The following is a 16,813-nucleotide window of genomic DNA, read 5'->3' as shown; positions in this document are numbered from 1 at the left end:
AATCCCCCTCCGCAAGGGAGGGGGATTAAAAAGGTAAACCACCTCGTGCTAAGAAAAGAGGCTTCACAAAAATAAAACCCAAGCCACCACAATTTTATCATTTGTGTAGGGGCTTAACAAAGAAAAATCCCTCCCCTTACGGGAGGGATTTAGGGAGGGGTATTTGCAATGGTATGAAAAATAATTTTTCTGTCATATAAAAACTATCTTTTGTCATATTGAGCGAAGTGAAATATCCAAAGAAGTAATGTAAAAAAAATCTTTTTTGGATACTTCGGCTAAAGCCTCAGTATGACAAGTGATAAAATACTTTGAGATACCTCACTATACTATGACAAATAATCTCATTAAGACACTAAGTATCCCAAGAATACAAGAGTGGCAAAAACCTCAATACATATAAAAACACAATAAAATCAAAGCAAATCGCCCAAATCTAAATCACGCGCCACGCTATTTCTGCTATAATCACAGCTTGATTTTTGCACATACCTGAAGCGCATTTGTGTGTATTTGTGTGTATTTGTGTGTATTTGTGTGTATTTGTGTGTATTTGTGTGTATTTGTGTGATTTGGCTTGCACCACACTTTGCAAGCTGTGCTTTGCAAATATTTTTGCAGGTTTGGAAGTGGATTTAAGGTTTGTAGATTTTAGCTAGATTTTGGAGGTGTAGAGATGAGCTATCACATTATTGCGATTTTGGGACTAGCGGGGAAAAATAGGGACGGCAGTCTTACAAAAAGCACTTATAGCAAAGATAGCGACATAAGCGAACTTAAAAATGGTGAGTTTATTAACTCCACGCATTGTTTAATGGAGAGCTTTGGGGAGAGTGCTACCTACACATTTTTAGGCACAAGCGATTCCATAGCATTTCAGCAAAACATTTTTGCAAATCTTTCGCAATGCAAAGCGATTTTTGATAAAAATTCACCAAAAGTTTTGAGCGATAATGAAATACAGAGAGTTTTCAGCGAAATCTTAAGTTCCATAAAAGAAGCCAAAGAAGATAATATCATTTTAGATATTACGCACGGATTTCGCCACCAGCCCATTATCGCTAGTTTTGCAAGCACTTTGGGACAAATCAATACCAAAAAATCCATAACCTTGCTTTTTGCCAAAGAGATAGAGCAAGGCAAAAAATATCAATATATCAGCTTAGAAAAATACTCCCAAATCAGCCTTATAGCACTTAGTTTGCAAACATTTGTGCAGACTTTAAGTGTGCCAAATATGGGGCTAAAAGAGCCATTTATAATCGCACTTAGTGAGTTTTCAAAGTCTTTGCACGCAAATGATTTCAATCATATATTTGCAAACCTTGACAAAACAAGCAATGAACTACAAAAAGCAAAAAATAATGCGGAATTTGGGGGATTGGAAAATATTTTATATGAAGTAGAAAAAATTTTAAGTGATTTTGTGGATATAAAAAATACAAAAAAAGACTATCAAAAACACTATAAAATAGCAAAAATTATGCACGAAAAAGGCTACTATCTCATAGTGGCTACTTATATTTATGAAGCTATTGCACTTTATATTATTGATGATTTGAGTGGGCAAAATCTTATTTGTAAGCGCGGATTTAGTGAATATGAGCTAACAAATGCTGTTAGGTTTTATGTTTTGGCAGATATAAAACCAAATGACACCAAAAATGGCAAAAATGTTTTTGCAGATTTCACAGAGATTCAAACTTATAGAAAAAACAATCAAACAAAGTTTGAATCGTGGAAAAACCTAATAGGACAAATAAAAACTTTTAGAAATGATTTGGCACATATTAGCAAAGACAAAAAATATGATACCAAGATGATTGGTGGTGAGCTAAAAGGAGTGCTATCAAACTTAGGGCAAATCATAAGCCAAAATCCACATAAGCAAACCGTAGCCACAAAACCAATCGCCGAAGGCAAGCTGCAAGATGGCTTAAAAAACCTAAATAAAATAAAGAATCTCTAATGCCAAAAACACTTTTTATCTTGCTAAATCACGCGCTGACAGACGCACAAAAGAGCGAAGCAAAAAAGCGATTCGGTATAGAAAATTTTGTAAATATCACAAATGAAAAATGGAGCAATATCCCGCCAGAGCTAGATAATCTAAGCGAGTTTTTAAGCGAGTTTGCACTATCGCTAAAATCAAATGCCAAAAAAGGCGACTATCTACTTATCCAAGGCGATTTTGGAGCGACTTACGCGCTTGTGCGATTCGCGCTAAATTTGGGCATAACGCCCATTTATGCCACCACGAAGCGAATCTCGCTAGAAGAAAACGAAAATGGCGTCAAAATCATCAAAAAATCATTTATCCACGAGCGATTTAGGGAATTTAGAGAGTTTGACTAAATGCGACTAGGCAAGCCCAAAATCACACAAAATGTTTGAGTAAAAACTACAAATGATAAAAGCCATTGGAATCGCAAATGACTGACGCACTTGAATTTTGCAAAATCTCTGTGCTAGCGCGTGATAGCTTCAAGCCACCATTTTTCATCGGTTCATCAGTTCGCGGGGCTTTGGGACACGCGCTAAAAAGCATAGTCTGCATAAAAGACACTGCGCAATGCAATGGCTGTGAGTTCGCCAAATCCTGCGTGTTTTTTGACTTTTATGAATGCAAAAATGTATATCATAATTTCCGCTTTGACTTTGAGCTAGGAATGCCTCGCTATGATTTTGGGATTTTCCTTTTTGGCAAGGAAGTAGAAAACGCCCCTGTGATTTTGGCTGCCCTGCACAAAATGCTATGTGAAATCGGGCTAAAATCTAGCGACAAAACTCTGCGCTTCAAAGAGATTTTTATATTTGTCAATGATGAGTTTTGCTTCGGTGGCAAAGATAGTAGCAATATCAAAATGCCACTTGAGTTTGGAGAGAGATTTGGCACAAACGATTTTGCTCCACGCGTGAAAATCACGCTAATCACGCCACTTCGCATAAAGAAAAACAATGTCTTTGTGCTTGATTCTAGCTTGGAAGTTGGCGATATATTTCGCTCTATCTATCAGCGCAAACTCGCTATTTTGGGCAAAGAACGGGATAAAATGCCCTTCTTTAGTGGCACAATCACTGCCAAAAATCTGCGCTATGTCGAGCTATATCGCAAAAGCTACACCCAAAAAACAGCGATGAATCTAGGCGGACTTATAGGCGAGATTGTCATAGATGATTTGGACAAAGACAGCTATGAGCTACTAAAGATAGGCGAGCTAATCGGTATAGGCAAGCAATGCTCATTTGGACTAGGCAAAATCACAATTTGTAAGGCTTGATTTGAGACTTAGTCGCAAAGTTTGCAAATTTTACAAGCCCCTCTAGCAGTGGCTTGAGTGGATTAGATTTTGGCTTGCAAAACAAACCTAGCCACGAAGTCTAAAAACTAAAAGTGTATCTCGCAGTAAGATTCCAAGTATGCTTTAGTGTTGCTTGCAACCCAAGACTTTCTTGCTCCACAGAAGCTTGTAGGTTTACTATTTCAGTTGATAGAAATGGGACTTTCGCGGCTAGCTCTATACCGTGATATTTTGCGATATTTGTGCGTAGTCCTAGATTGATAGCGACATCAAAAGCACTTTTGCCAAAATGTGTTTTTATGCTAGCATTTGGCAGTCCCCTGACTATATCTGCAAGTTGCTTACCTGAATCTATTTGGGCATCTATATCTTTGCCTTGCCAAGTGTTGCCCCCAAGCCACAGCCCGACAAATCCACCAAAATCAACCACCGAAGTGCTAAGAAAATTCCCTAGAAAATCCACATTCACACCATAAGTGAAAAGATTTGCCCTCATAGAGCTTCCCTGCTCGCTAAACTTTGTGTGCAAAACATCAAAATTCACATAAGAGCGCAAGCCAAGATATGGAGTAAAAAAGTGCTTATACCCCGCTACAAGTCCATAATAAACACCACCACTTTTTATCTTGCCATTTCTTTCAACTTCGGCGATATTTTTCACTTGATATTGTGCTTCTCCGTATCCTACCTCTACGCCTACAAACGCGCCACTTTGCTCGGCTAATGCCAAACTTGCACTTATAGACAACCCTGCTAATGCGAAAACTATTTTTGCTGTGTGTGTGTGTGTTGCATTTCTCATTTTTATTTTTCCTTTTTGTTTTTTTATTTCTTTTTGATTTTTAGTTGATTTTTGCTTGTTAAGTTATTTGGCTTGTTTAGTCGCTTATCAAGCGTATAAATCACTTATCAAACACAAGTGCTTATCAAACGCGCCACCGCTACAAACGCAAAAAGCTAAAAAACCAAAAAGAAACAAAATCTAGCGTGGTGGAAACCCCCTCCTATCAATCCCACACTTTTATTGCGGCTATACACTAGCCTGCATTCTAGGCTTATTTTGGGTTTATGCTTTTGCTACCCTGCCCGCTCCTGCCCGCTTTCTCTTGTCTATTTCCACGCGCTTATTTTTTCGCACCCTCTACGATTTCTACGATATTATCGCCCACCATAAGTGCGATTTTTTCCATAAATTCCGCTGGGCTTGTGAATCCCACACAAGAGCAGTTTATCTCGCCTAGCACATATTTATCCGCGCCGTTTTTATCCGTATCTAGGATAAAGTCCGCTGTCCAAATCAGTGGCAAATCATAGTTGCCGAGTTTGGAGCGGATTTCAGGGAGCTGCGCCAAAAACCAATCAATAAGGCTCTGCCAATCTTTTGGCTCATCGTAGCGATATTTCGCCCCGCTAAAGAGTGTCGCAGAAAACGCATCGCCACCTTCAGCTGGCTTTTTATGCACGACATACACAGGCGTTTTATACAGCATCAAGATTCTGATTTCGCCCTCTTTTATGCGTGGCAAAAATGTCATATCCACGAGCATTCCATTATCGCCTTTCAAATACACTTCGCAAAAGTCCATAAACTCGCCTAGTTGTCGGTTTTCGCTGTGGTTGTCTTTTGCCTCTGTGCAGATGATTTTGGTATCAAGTGGGAGTGAATCCACCTTGTTGTATGCACTTGCGTCCTCTAGCCTCACGCGCCAGATTCCCTCGCCTGTGGAGCCACGATTTTGCTTAAGCACACGCTCACCTTTTGCCAAAGTTTTTGGGAAATTTTTCTTAAAGTCGTGTTCGCCACCTGCTTCCCATTTCACGCCGATTCGCGCCGCTTCGTTTGGCTCGTAGTATGCAAGCGTGTCAGTAGGCACAAGCTCGGTGTTTCGCAATTTTGTAAGTGCGTCTTTTGCGCCATAGCCTATCATCGCATCAGGGTGAGGCATACCTACTAGCCCAGCATCACAGAGCTTTCTTAGCACATCAAAATAGAGTTTTTCCTCTTTTAAGTTGCCCGGATTTACGCGAGAGACATAGCCATCAAACTTCGCTTTTGCTTCCTCATAAATCTTATTACGCTCGGATTCGTTGCGCAAAATATCATCGGTAAAAAAGATTACCTCCGCATTCCAGCCCTTTGCCTTAAGCGCATTTACCATAGGCATAGTGTCCTTGCGATACCCATCAGGTCCTTTATCGCTACCGCCCTTTGCTTCAAAAAATACAATGCTTTTTTTCATTGCCAACTCCTTACAACAGTTTTAGATTTTGCGTTTGGTGTCGCCACACTCGCGTTTTTAAGTGCCGCCCACACTTTAGACTTGATTTGCAAAATTTCACACTTGATAGAATTTATTTTGAATGTTTTCTGTGCTTTTTGCGGGATTTGCGAATCTCTAGCTCTTGCTTGATAAGCATAAATGCTACAAATGTGAGGCATACAAGCGTTATTGCTAAGATGATATTTTGCCCTACTTCACTCTGCGTCATTCTCGCTCCTCATTTCTTTTTGCATAGAGTATGCAGCCCGCCATAAGTAGCACACTGCCAATCGCTATGATGATATTTTGGATACTAAAAAGCCCATTCATCATAGCATAGCTACCATTGACAAACAATCCTAAGCCGATGTTTTTTACAAGTTCAAGCATTTTGGGATTTTAGCGAAAAAATATGAATATTGCGATAAAAGGTGTTTTGTGGCTTGCGTTAGTTTGTGTAGTGTGGATTTGTAGCTAGATTTTTGCAAGTGGTTTTTGCAAATTGCTAGATATTTGCCAAGTTATAGTGCCTGTATTTACTATTCATTGAGGGGGGGGGGGGTAGCATTTTGTTTATTTAGTATCGTGATTATTCAAACACAAAAGGAGTAGAAAATGGCAATGCAAATGACACGCAGTGATTTTATGCGCGATGATTATGAGAGTATGGCTAGTGAGCTAGAAGTAGAAGTCCAAACGCTTACAAAAGAGCAATCCTTGCGTATTGAGATTGATAGCGAGCTAGAATCTGCGCTAAAAGAGCTTGAATCTTTACAATCACAGCTCCCAAAAGAGCAAATGAACGCGCTTTTTGAGCAATGCCAAAAAAATGCGATTGATGCGGTGGTGGGGCATTTTGGACTTGCAGCGGTGGTGCTAAATAGTAAAGACGGCGGAAATGTCAATACTACGCATAATGTGAGGAAAGGAATCTATGCAAGTGAGGCTGAAAAACAGCGATATGAAAATCGTGGTGAGTATGATTCAGGGCATTATCACACAGACAAAGACTACATAGCCATAAAGAAAGAGCAAGGCGAGATAAAAAAGCAAGGGAAAAGCATAGATTATATGACAGGCAAAAAGATTAAGCTAAATGATAGCGCGGATTTAGACCATATGGTTTCGGCAAAAACGATACACGATGATAGGGCGCGAGTTTTGGCACAAATCGATGGCGCGAAGCTAGCAAATACACAGGATAATCTAACTCTTACCGATTCAACGCTAAATCGCTCTAAAAAGACAAAAACAGCAGAACAATTTTTGGCAAGGCGAGATGAACGAATCACAGAACTAAAACAAGCAGAGCAAAAACGCGGATATTTAACACAAAGCGAATTGAACGAGCAAAGAAAACTAAAAAAGCAAAAAGAAATTAACGATGAGGAATTTAAAAAGGCTTACAACGAAAGCAAAGAAAATATCGATAAAGAAGTCGATAGAGCCTACTACGAAAGTGCAAAGCCCTACAAAGAAGCACTTATGACAGGAGCGCAAGACGCAGGTAAAATGGCGATTTACACCGCTATCGGCGAAATTTTAAAAGAATTTATCATAGGTATGAGTGATGAGCTAAAAACGCTTTTTAAAGAATTTGGCAATGAGAGTTTGGGGGATATTTTCAAGCGATTTGCTAAGCGTCTAAAGCAAATTTGGGCAAATCTACGCGCAAGGTGGAAAGACATAATCGCAGGTTCATTTGAAGCGGGAATCGTGGCGTTTTTTGGTAATCTCGTGGTATTTGTGATAAATATATTCTTTACAACTTTAAAGCGAATCGTGCGAATTATTCGCGCTGGATTCACCTCGCTATATCAGGCGGTTAAAAAGCTATTTGACAAAAATACACCCGAAAATGAGCGACTATTTGAAGCCTCCAAAATCTTTGTGGCAGGGCTGATTAGCGCAGTAACTATGCTATCAGGAGAATATATCACAAAGTGGCTTTATGCGATTCCCGGGCTAAATGTGCTTCTTGGGATTCCACTGCCGTTTTTAGATGAAACTATTGGCGATGCGCTCGGGCTTTGCATAAGTGCGGCTTTGGGCGCGGTGCTAAGCACGATTGCCATTTATTATATGGATAAGTGGGCGAATGATAAAAAGATAGCAGGGTTTCAAATCCAAATGATGACAAAATCTGGCGAGATTGTGCAGTATAAACTTATGCAAACTTGGTTTGTTTTGCAAGATGGGTATGATGCAGTTTTGGCTGGTGCAGAGCGCACTATGGGTAGCATAGACCAGCTCCGCAATACGATAAATAAATACAAATAAAGGAGAGTGCAATGAATAACGAATTGATAGAAGTGTTTGACACAGATGTTTTGCCTACAAATCCAAACCAGCTAAAAGAATTTGCTAGAAAAAAGGCAGTTTTTATTGCTCAACGCGTGCATAACTTAACACAAAACTTGGAAAAAGCTAAGAAGTTGAGTGCTGAAGCTAAAAATGCTAAAAATGATTGGTGGCGTAGTGCTTCTGATATTATGCTCTTAGGTGGTGGATTTATTGGACTTGCAGCAAAAGGATTTGGCTTAAAATTTGGCAAAACCGCTACTGAAAAAAGAAGTGAAATTAACACAGAGATAATTATTTTACAAAATGAAGCTATTGCCGAGCTTGCAAACCTTGTGCAAGAAAGCATTCAGTTTGCCGCAACAAGTGCAGTGCTAAATCAAGCAATGCTAGAAGAACTTGCTAAAATCTGCGAGGAGGGGTTTATCGATGTGTATGGCAAGGTGCAAGAAATACGAGATGAGAAAGAAAGGGGATACTTAAAGCAAATTGAAAATGGACTGAAAGCCAATCAAAAAATCCTCCAATAAAGAGAATCGACTGCAAAAAATCAAGCCTCTATTTTGCAAAATGCAGAATCTATCTCTGCAAACAAAGATTTAATCTCTCAAAATGCCGAGTTCATCACGCAAAATAAGCAAGCCATAAAAAATATAAAGATTTTGGTTTGGATTGCTATTGCTCTATCTGTGGCAAGTTTGAGCATAAGTCTTTTTTTGTCTTTTGAAATAGTTTGCAAGTAGATTTTGCACTAAAGCAAACCACTAAAACAAACTAGGCTGATTTTTTGTCGCTTTTGTAGTTCTTTTTGTAGTTTTTGCCCTATTAGATTTTGTGTTGTTTAGAGAGCTTTATAGGCTTGGTTGTTGCAGTTTTTTGCGAATGCTTTTTCAAATGATGAGATATTTGCCAAATTATAATGCCCTTATTTACTATTCATTGAGGGGGGGGGGGATAGCATTTTGTGATTTTAGACTTGACAAAAATAACGGAGTTAAAAAATGGAATCCATAGCAACGCACTTATATTTTTGGGTATTTTTGAGGTTTTTTGCCTTTGGTGTTGGGGTATTTGCCCTATCTTGTTGGCTACACACTAAGTCCATATTGCTTACAAAAACACTGCTCTTTATATCGCTTATCTTGGTTTTTAATGAGTATGATAGTGTGGGCTATGATAACGCTTATAAAGGGATTGTCTCAATTCATTTGATTCTTTTGGGCTTATCATTTCTATACATTGGGCTGATAAAAAACATCAGAATATACTCATCTAAAGACACTCCTTTTCTTAAGCAAACACTTCTAAAGCACAAGTTGTTTGATTCTCTTGGGTTTGTAGCTATTTGTATTCACGCGTTAATTTTTTTGCTATTTCCCGCTGGCGATGACTATGCTTATTCTATATTATTTTGTATGGGAGTTGCCTCTGTCGTGCTGATTTGGGGGACTAACAAGCTAAACCAAATCTACAAAGAAATCCGCCAAAAAGTAGATTCTTTGGGCAATAAAAATTACTTCACTCTACCACAAATCTACCAAGAGTTAGACATTCAAGGCGATAGATACAAGTTCAAAGCATTTATCGATGAAATCACGCAAGGCATACTATCAAATGGTGAAATCGCTAGCATAAATCTGTATAGCACGGATTTTTATTTCAAGCCACAAGATTTACAAGACATCATCGATGCCCTAGAATCAATCCCAAAAGAAACTCCCAAATTATCTTTCAAAGAAGCTACCAAGCAAGCACAAAAAATCATTGATTTAGATACCAAATATTTGGAGGATTTCCTAAAAGCAGGGGGCAATGTCAATAAGTATATTTTTGATGATGGGGCGTACTTTATCCACAATATAAATTTGGATAATTTCGCTATTTGCTCATCTTGTGGCAAAGCAGAGGATAAAAATAGTGCAAATGATATTGAGGGCGAGTGGTTTTGCTCTGCCTTGTGCGAAGATACAGAAAATCGTTGCATTGAGATTAGCGAGGATTTGAATCCTGCGATTTTAGAGGGCGAAAGCTATGAATCTTTTAAAGAGCGATTTAGCAAAAATCTATCCAATACCACCTCCACCGCAGCGACTACTTTGGGTGTAAGCGAAGTATGGGCGAAAAATTTTCAAACTTTACAAAATGCAGACACAGGACACGGCTTTGCTGCAGAGATTATGAATAATGAAAATGATATATGGGCTGGTAGAGATGCCCAAATAATAGGTGGTGATAATGCCCTAAATGGTGCGGATAGACTTGTAGATGGTATTAAAATACAAACTAAATACTTAAAAACAGCTCCTAGAAGTGTCGGTGCTGGATTTGACAATAAAGGCGATGGCAATTATAAATACATTGACAAAGATACGGGCAAACCTATGGTATTGGAAGTCCCAAAAGACCAATATGACAAAGCAGTGAAAGTTATGGAGGAAAAGATTAGACAAGGCAAAGTGCAGGGCGTTACAGACCCAAATGAAGCAAAAAGTCTTGTCAAAAAAGGTAGCATAACATACCAAGAGGCAAAAGACTACTCTAAATTCTGCTCCAAAGAAAGTCTAAAATTTGACGCTAGAAATGGCGCAGTTGTAGCTGTGGCGGCATTTGGCGTGTCATTTGTGATAAATACAAGTCTATGTTATTACAGAGGACGCGACATAAAACAAGCACTAAAGGAATCAATCATCATAGGGATAAGGACGGGTGGTAAGGCATTTGCTATCTATATGGTAGGAGCGCAAATGCAACGAATCCCTGCGCTAAATCAGTTTTTGCAACAAGTGATAAATTTTAACTTTAATGGCAATGCAGTAGGTAGGGCATTAGCCGAAGTAGGTAAGAAAGGCGCGTCAAGCGCAGGTAAAGGAGCAGTGAATAGTGCAGCAAATAGCGCATTGCGTGGCACTATCGTAGTGGCAGCTGCTACTATGGCGGTTACTTCTAGTGTGGAAGTTGTCCAAATGATGAGAGGGCAAATCTCTGGTATGCAATGCGTAAAAAATATCGCCGTAAATGCTGGTGGTATCGCAGGTGGAGCAGCTGGAGCATTAGCTGGGGCTGCTGCGCTTTCATTTATCCCCGGTGTAGGCACTATCGCAGGTGGGCTAATCGGTGGCATAGTAGGTGGTATGGGCGGTGGCGCAGCTGCCAAAAAGATTATGGATAAATTTATTGAAGATGATTTAGCCAAAAAACAACGCATATTTTTTGAGCATATCATTACGCTTAGCGTTTTATTTAAGCTATCAAAAGATGAGGGAAGTGAGTTTTTGGCTATTGTAAATAAAATTTTGCAAGATGATGCGGATTTCTTTGGTAAAAAATTTAGCGTGAAAGCAATGCTACCTTATGCAAATAGCATACTTAAACCCATAGTGGTGGCTATCGTATCGCAACGCCCCAAGCTACCAAATTATGCTTTCAATAGGGATATAGTCATAGATGTGATAGCCGAAGAGATAGAGGAGGCAAGTTAGGCATCTCTATTGTTTTGATGGGATTTGCGCGTGAGATTCAAGGCTATGTAAAGTAGTTTAGGTGCTGATACCAAAATTGCATAAGCAAAACCTAAAATATAACCACTAAAACAAACTAGGCTGATTTTTTGTCGCTTTTGGCGTTCTTTTTGTAGATTTTGCCCTATTAGATTTTGTGTTTTTAGAATCTGTGATATTAGATTTTAGCTTGCTAGATTTTGTCTCGCTAGTTTTTGTCCTGCTAGATTTTTGCACGCTAGATTTTACAAAATCACTAGAATCCCCACATTCCCCAAAAAGCGCAGAATCCAAAGAATGCGCATAGTCCAAAAACTTCCCACAAAAACTAGCACGATGAATAGGCGAAAGCCCGTATCTAGCGATAGATTCTATGTGTGCTTTTGTGCCATATCCTGCGTTTGTGGCTAAGTCATATTGCGGATAGATTTTGTCTAGCTGTGCGCTTTGAGTGTCTTTGGCACATTTGGCATATATCGATGCACACGAGATGAGAGGCACTAGTGCATCGCCTTTGACTATGCACTCTAGGGATATTTTTGTGGTAAAATCTCTGCTCACTTTTAGTGTGCTTGCACCAAATGTGCTATTGCCATCAAAATAAAATCTTATCAAATCCTCCTGTGGCAAATCCAGCAAATCGCCCCCGCTAGATTTGCCTAGCTCCTCATCTGCCCTATCACCTCTATCATTTGGCTTTTTTATCACTTCATTTTTTGCCACACTTACCACCGCTTGCATTATCGCTTCTAATGCTTCTTTTAGGCACGCGCTTAGTCCCTTTGTGTCGATTTCCTCTGCGGTTTTTTCTACTACGAAATGAGATAAATGCGAAATCTCATCTAGCCTAGATTTTAGCTCATATCGCTTGTGTTTGCTTAGCTTTTTGCTATCTTTTATGCCCATTTTTTGCAAGGTTTTAGATAGATTTTGGCTTAGCACTTCCTCATCGCACACCACGCCCGCGACAAATAGAGAGCCTGCCAAGCACCCCCTACCCGCTTCATCGATTCCGCATATTAGCATTTCTCCTCCTTGCAAGCCTTACTTACAGATTGTGCCAAGTCGTGCAGATATTTTTCGCTAGCAGATTTTAGCGCGGATTTGGTATTTGGGATTTGCTCCTCTATCACAGCGCGTAGCAAAAAGTCCAAAACCTCGCCCACAAACCTGCTTGATAAACTATCTAGGCTATTCTTTTGCTTGATTTTTTGGAGTGTGGATTTTACCTCATCGCCCTTTATGGCGAGATGAGAGAGACAAAAACACTCTTTGTGGCAAAGCACTTGACAAAAGCTAGATTTTGCTTGTGCGATTTTGGGCTTAGAAGCACAAATGATGTCTAAAAACTCAAATAACGCTAGCATTTTTTGCTCTGCGATGAGTGCATTTGGGCTGCACTCTTTGGCTAGGAGTTTTAGTGCGATTTTTAGCGACTTTTGACATTGCCCTGCTTCATAGATTTTGGCTAGAGCCCTATTTGCAAAGCCCACCAAAAAGCACACTTGGCTAGCGATTTCATTGCTATATCGCAGATTTTTTAGCGCGGTTTTTAGGGCGAGTTTTGCCTCGCTAGATTTTGTGTCAAAATCTAAATCAAAATCTTTGCCAAAATCCTTTGCAAAAAGCGCGTAGCACAGCACGCTTAAGCGCGTAACTAAATCTTTTGGTGCGTTTTTTAGTGAGGCTAATTTGTGGAATGCGCCAAATGTCGCAAACCCCTCCAAGTCAAAATCCACACCAAGCCCCAAAGATTCCCCAAATATCACGCTTAGCACCTCGCTATACTCGCTCAATACCTCACAAGCAAAGTCCCCCAAAAGTAGCTTGCTAAATTCCGCATTTACCCGCTCTTTTGGCAAAGAATCTAGCTTTTGGATTTGAGATTTTATCGCTCTTTTTGTCTTAGGCTCTATGTCAAATCCAAGCACAGAGCTAAAGCGCAAAGCCCGCAAAATCCGCAAATAATCCTCGCTAAAACGCTCGCTTGGCTTTCCCACACAAGCTATGGATTTACGCTTCAAATCCTCTAACCCACCATAAATATCAATGATTTGGCTTTGCCCTCTATTTTTGCCCCTCTTATCGTTTGCTTTTTGTGGTGTGTGCGGTGCGAACGCAAGGGCATTGATAGTAAAATCCCTGCGTGATAAATCCTCATAAATACTCTTGCCAAACTCCACGCTTTGAGGGTGTCGCCCATCTATGTATGCGCTGTCTTTGCGAAATGTCGTAATCTCTACAAAATCATTTATGGCTTCATTGTTTGTGGCTTTTATGGATTCGTTGTTTTTTTGGTATTTTTTTGTGCTTTGCATATTTTTTGGGCTTTTTTGGGTTTTTGGGCTGTCGTTTTTCGCGCTATCATTGGTTTTTATGGGTGTTTTTGACACAGAGATTGTGCCGTATTTTTTGCCTATTTCTAGGCATTTATACCCAGCTTTATCAAATATATCCACCACCTCGCTAGGCAAAGCATCTGTGGATATGTCAAAATCTTTTGGTGGGATTCCTAGCAGCATATCACGCACGCACCCCCCCACGATAAAGGCACTAAAGCCGTTTGATTCTAATCTCTCTAGTATGGCTAAAATCTCGCTACTGACATATTTGCTAGCTATTTGCTCCACTTCCAAAATCCTTAAAAGATAAAATCTACAATTACGGATTAAACCAAACAAATTTTGCAATTATAAAGCGATTCTCTTTAAGGAATTATCAAATTATCAAGGAAACTATAAAGAAACTATTGTATAATAAGCGATTTTAAAAGCAAGCTAACAACGCTACAAAATCCACTCTATCAAAGGACGCAAATGAGACACAATGCCAAAAGAAGCGAGGAAATCACAGCAGCCGCACTAGAGCGCGTAAATAACGACCGCTACATTCTATCCAATATGATTTTTAAGCGCGTAAAGCAACTAAATAATGGTGCTGAAATCCTAGTAGAAGCAAACCCTAGAATCGAAAAGCTAACCGACATTGCCCTGCGCGAAATCGCAGAGGGCAAGCTATCACTAGAGCGCATAGACAACCCAAGCGAAAATCTATTTTAATGAGGTTTTTAGATTTTAGTAGTGGCTTTTGCGCTTGTGCCAAGCTAGCCAAAATCCACTAAGCCTAAAAAACATTCACAAAGCAAAATCTACGCAAGAAGCCTTGCAGAGATTTTTGAAACAAAATCCCCAAAAAATGTAGATTCTAAAATTTTAGCCTAGATTTTATAAGCCTTGAATACCGCCTTTTGTAGTAGTTTTTCTTTGAAGGAATCCATTTTGGAAATCTTTACCCAAGTCCAACAACTAAGAACCTTTGCAGATGCAAAGGCGTTTTTATCTAGCCTTTGTGAGATTACCCCAAGTATTTCGCGTGCCATAGTATGCGCACAAGAAAACCACGAGGGGCAGTTTCGCAAAAGTGGCGAGCCCTATATAGTGCATCCGCTTTGTGTGGCGTGCTTGACGGCGTTTTATGGTGGCGATGAAGCAATGGTTTGTGCTGCACTGCTTCACGATGTAGTAGAAGACACAGAGATAAATTTGGACAATGTAAAAAAAGACTTTGGCGAAGCTGTGGCACTGCTTGTCGATGGGCTTACCAAAATCGATGAAATCCGCGAAGAAGAGCTAGGGGCAAAAAGTGCGAATCAAAGGCTTGCCATAAGTGCGCTAACCTTTCGCAAAATGCTAATCGCTGCGGTAAATGACCCGCGCGTGCTTGTGATAAAAATCAGCGATAGACTTCACAATATGCTGACTTTGGATAGCCTAAGCGAGGAAAAACGCCTACGAATCGCAAAAGAAACGCTTGTCGTATATGCACCAATCGCGCATAGACTTGGAATCTCAAGCATAAAAAATGAGCTAGAGGATAAGAGCTTTTTTTACATTTTTCCCCAAGAATACGCCAAAATCCAAGATTTCCTAAAAGACAATAACCAGCCCTTGACTTTGCAACTAAATGACTTCTCACAAACTATCCAAGCCCTGCTTTTGCAAAACGGCTTCACAGAATCTAGCTTCAAGCTAGAATACCGCATAAAGCGTCCATACTCAATGTATCTAAAAATGCAGCGAAAGGGCATAGGGATTGATGAGATTTTGGACTTGCTAGCTATGCGCGTGCTTGTAGGAAATGTGCTTGATTGCTACAAAGTGCTAGGTATTGTCCATAGCGAGTTTAAGCCCATAATCTCACGCTTTAAAGACTACATAGCCTTGCCAAAAGAAAACGCTTACCAAACCATTCACACCACCGTCTTTGACAAATCGCGAGTATTTGAAGTGCAAATCCGCACCTTTGATATGCACAAAAATGCCGAGTTTGGCGTAGCAGCTCATTGGAAATACAAAAGCGATGGCTCTATCTCTCCAAGCCTAGAGTGGCTACAAAATCTCCAATACCAAAACAACGATATTGAGGAGTTTTATGAGCTAGCAAAAAATGACTTGTATAGAGAGGATATTGTCGTATTTTCGCCCGATGGCGATACATTTAGCTTACCTTTGGGCGCAGTGGCACTAGATTATGCCTACCTTATCCACACAAAGCTAGGAGACCACGCAAAAACTGCCTACATAAACAACCAAGAATCCTCTCTTTTGCAGAGGCTAAAAAGTGGCGACATAGTGCGTATCCTAAGCGACCCACAAGAAAATCCAAAATGCACTTGGATAGATGCTGTCAAAACCTCTCGCGCCAAAAATCAGCTCAAAATCCAAGCCCAAAATCGCATAAAAGAAGTCGAAAAAAAAGCAGCGATAAATATTTTAGCCACCATTTTTAGCAAAGACCCTACGATATTTGGACGATACCTTAGCATAAGGGGGCTTGATAGGGATTTGGTGCGGTGTGTGAATGATGAAGCATACCTACTAAAAATGTGTGAGAAAATCAAAAATAGCTTTGCTATCGGCTCAAATCCATTTGTCAAAATCCGCTTTAATATGCTAAAGCCAAAGCACATTGAACTAGATAATTTCATCTTTTGTAGCAACCACACCATAAATGGCGTGGGGTTTGACTACTGCTGTCGTCCAAAATACGGCGACTCCATAATGGGCGTGCTAACAAGCCAAAAAGTCATAGTCCATCACAAACTATGCGACAAGCTAAAAGACATCATCAAAGAGGGACAGACAATGGTGCAAACCAAATGGGCACAGATAAACAAACACGCCTATAAAGTCATCGTATCCCTAGAGGATAAGCAAGGTATGCTCTCTGCCTTTATAAACACCCTCGCAAAGCAAGGCTGCAATGTGCTAAGCATAAATTATAGCGGGTATAATTCCCAAACAGCATCATACTGCGAAGTGATTTTTGACACCGAAGATAAAAATTACAAAAAAATTAAAGACATACTTAGCACAAAATTTAGTATTATTGAATTTAGCAATTTCAAAGACGCCTACAAAAGCTAAGCCAAGCCAAATAAGTCAAGCCAAGA

At 39.8% G+C, this 16,813-nt stretch carries 15 protein-coding genes; 9 read left to right on the top strand and 6 right to left on the bottom strand.

The features are described 5' to 3' along the window. The first annotated feature begins 676 nt into the window (after positions 1-676). The 3 genes from CQA40_RS03595 (at position 677) to cas6 (ending at position 3,281) form a co-directional block, all read left to right on the top strand. Positions 677-1,969: a TM1812 family CRISPR-associated protein gene (locus tag CQA40_RS03595; RefSeq protein ID WP_115519586.1), complete on the top strand. Its 1,293-nt coding sequence runs from the start codon at positions 677-679 to the stop codon at positions 1,967-1,969. Further along, positions 1,969-2,355, top strand: a complete 387-nt coding sequence (gene csx20, locus CQA40_RS03590; protein WP_115519585.1) for a CRISPR-associated protein Csx20 — start codon at positions 1,969-1,971, stop codon at positions 2,353-2,355. The genes CQA40_RS03595 and csx20 overlap by 1 nt, the downstream gene beginning before the upstream one ends. Positions 2,356-2,432: 77 nt before the next feature. Then, entirely contained in the window at positions 2,433-3,281 is an 849-nt protein-coding gene (gene cas6 / locus CQA40_RS03585) for a CRISPR system precrRNA processing endoribonuclease RAMP protein Cas6 (protein WP_115519584.1), read from the top strand. 100 nt (positions 3,282-3,381) lie between these two features. Here the strand turns inward: cas6 and CQA40_RS03580 are convergent, their stop codons facing one another. The 4 genes from CQA40_RS03580 to CQA40_RS11025 form a co-directional block, all read right to left on the bottom strand. Next, positions 3,382-4,104, bottom strand: a complete 723-nt coding sequence (locus tag CQA40_RS03580) for an outer membrane protein (protein WP_115519583.1) — start codon at positions 4,102-4,104, stop codon at positions 3,382-3,384. A gap of 322 nt (positions 4,105-4,426) precedes the next feature. After that, positions 4,427-5,542, bottom strand: coding sequence for a Cj0069 family protein (locus CQA40_RS03575; RefSeq protein WP_115519582.1), 1,116 nt, complete (start codon positions 5,540-5,542; stop codon positions 4,427-4,429). Between the two features lie 112 nt (positions 5,543-5,654). Beyond that, positions 5,655-5,792 (bottom strand): hypothetical protein, encoded by a 138-nt coding sequence (locus CQA40_RS11030; protein WP_181882813.1) that lies wholly within the window; start codon positions 5,790-5,792, stop codon positions 5,655-5,657. Next, positions 5,789-5,953, bottom strand: a complete 165-nt coding sequence (locus tag CQA40_RS11025; RefSeq protein ID WP_181882812.1) for a hypothetical protein — start codon at positions 5,951-5,953, stop codon at positions 5,789-5,791. The genes CQA40_RS11030 and CQA40_RS11025 overlap by 4 nt, the downstream gene beginning before the upstream one ends. A gap of 225 nt (positions 5,954-6,178) precedes the next feature. Between CQA40_RS11025 and CQA40_RS11550 the strand changes: the two genes are divergently transcribed. From CQA40_RS11550 to CQA40_RS03555, 4 genes are all read left to right on the top strand, one after another. After that, a complete protein-coding gene (locus tag CQA40_RS11550) occupies positions 6,179-7,843 on the top strand; it encodes a hypothetical protein (protein WP_258864445.1) in 1,665 nt (554 codons plus the stop codon). Positions 7,844-7,854: 11 nt separating this feature from the next. Then, a complete protein-coding gene (locus CQA40_RS03565) occupies positions 7,855-8,394 on the top strand; it encodes a hypothetical protein (RefSeq protein WP_115519581.1) in 540 nt (179 codons plus the stop codon). A gap of 33 nt (positions 8,395-8,427) precedes the next feature. Continuing rightward, positions 8,428-8,607, top strand: a complete 180-nt coding sequence (locus CQA40_RS03560; protein WP_115519580.1) for a hypothetical protein — start codon at positions 8,428-8,430, stop codon at positions 8,605-8,607. 258 nt (positions 8,608-8,865) lie between these two features. Beyond that, positions 8,866-11,343 carry a hypothetical protein gene (locus CQA40_RS03555; protein WP_115519579.1) on the top strand — a complete coding sequence of 826 codons (2,478 nt, stop codon included), beginning with the start codon at positions 8,866-8,868 and terminating at the stop codon, positions 11,341-11,343. Between the two features lie 105 nt (positions 11,344-11,448). Here the strand turns inward: CQA40_RS03555 and CQA40_RS03550 are convergent, their stop codons facing one another. Further along, on the bottom strand, positions 11,449-12,387 hold the full coding sequence (locus tag CQA40_RS03550; RefSeq protein WP_115519578.1) for a ribonuclease HII: 939 nt from the start codon (positions 12,385-12,387) through the stop codon (positions 11,449-11,451). Further along, on the bottom strand, positions 12,381-13,991 hold the full coding sequence (locus CQA40_RS03545; RefSeq protein WP_115519577.1) for a CCA tRNA nucleotidyltransferase: 1,611 nt from the start codon (positions 13,989-13,991) through the stop codon (positions 12,381-12,383). The genes CQA40_RS03550 and CQA40_RS03545 overlap by 7 nt, the downstream gene beginning before the upstream one ends. A 186-nt stretch (positions 13,992-14,177) precedes the next feature. On the opposite strand from CQA40_RS03545, the gene CQA40_RS03540 reads away from it, so the two are divergent. Further along, positions 14,178-14,420 carry a DNA-directed RNA polymerase subunit omega gene (locus CQA40_RS03540; protein ID WP_023927321.1) on the top strand — a complete coding sequence of 81 codons (243 nt, stop codon included), beginning with the start codon at positions 14,178-14,180 and terminating at the stop codon, positions 14,418-14,420. Positions 14,421-14,639: 219 nt separating this feature from the next. Next, the gene (locus tag CQA40_RS03535; protein ID WP_115519576.1) at positions 14,640-16,787 is read left to right on the top strand and encodes a bifunctional (p)ppGpp synthetase/guanosine-3',5'-bis(diphosphate) 3'-pyrophosphohydrolase; all 2,148 of its coding nucleotides are present in this window, start codon (positions 14,640-14,642) and stop codon (positions 16,785-16,787) included. Positions 16,788-16,813 lie beyond the last annotated feature (26 nt).

Origin of the sequence: Helicobacter sp. MIT 01-3238 (assembly GCF_003364135.1) — a bacterium.
Taxonomy (GTDB): domain Bacteria; phylum Campylobacterota; class Campylobacteria; order Campylobacterales; family Helicobacteraceae; genus Helicobacter_B.
This window is presented reverse-complemented; position numbering and strand designations above follow the sequence as displayed.

What these genes read in the sequence shown, in the direction of transcription:
- CQA40_RS03595 (WP_115519586.1), top strand. Translation starts at nt 677, where the DNA reads ATGAGCTATCACATTATTGCGATTTTGGGACTAGCGGGGAAAAATAGG.
- CQA40_RS03540 (WP_023927321.1), top strand. Translation starts at nt 14,178, where the DNA reads ATGAGACACAATGCCAAAAGAAGCGAGGAAATCACAGCAGCCGCACTA.
- CQA40_RS03555 (WP_115519579.1), top strand. Translation starts at nt 8,866, where the DNA reads ATGGAATCCATAGCAACGCACTTATATTTTTGGGTATTTTTGAGGTTT.
- CQA40_RS11025 (WP_181882812.1), bottom strand. Translation starts at nt 5,953, where the DNA reads ATGCTTGAACTTGTAAAAAACATCGGCTTAGGATTGTTTGTCAATGGT.
- CQA40_RS03565 (WP_115519581.1), top strand. Translation starts at nt 7,855, where the DNA reads ATGAATAACGAATTGATAGAAGTGTTTGACACAGATGTTTTGCCTACA.
- cas6 (WP_115519584.1), top strand. Translation starts at nt 2,433, where the DNA reads ATGACTGACGCACTTGAATTTTGCAAAATCTCTGTGCTAGCGCGTGAT.
- CQA40_RS11550 (WP_258864445.1), top strand. Translation starts at nt 6,179, where the DNA reads ATGGCAATGCAAATGACACGCAGTGATTTTATGCGCGATGATTATGAG.
- CQA40_RS03575 (WP_115519582.1), bottom strand. Translation starts at nt 5,542, where the DNA reads ATGAAAAAAAGCATTGTATTTTTTGAAGCAAAGGGCGGTAGCGATAAA.
- csx20 (WP_115519585.1), top strand. Translation starts at nt 1,969, where the DNA reads ATGCCAAAAACACTTTTTATCTTGCTAAATCACGCGCTGACAGACGCA.
- CQA40_RS03550 (WP_115519578.1), bottom strand. Translation starts at nt 12,387, where the DNA reads ATGCTAATATGCGGAATCGATGAAGCGGGTAGGGGGTGCTTGGCAGGC.
- CQA40_RS03580 (WP_115519583.1), bottom strand. Translation starts at nt 4,104, where the DNA reads ATGAGAAATGCAACACACACACACACAGCAAAAATAGTTTTCGCATTA.
- CQA40_RS11030 (WP_181882813.1), bottom strand. Translation starts at nt 5,792, where the DNA reads ATGACGCAGAGTGAAGTAGGGCAAAATATCATCTTAGCAATAACGCTT.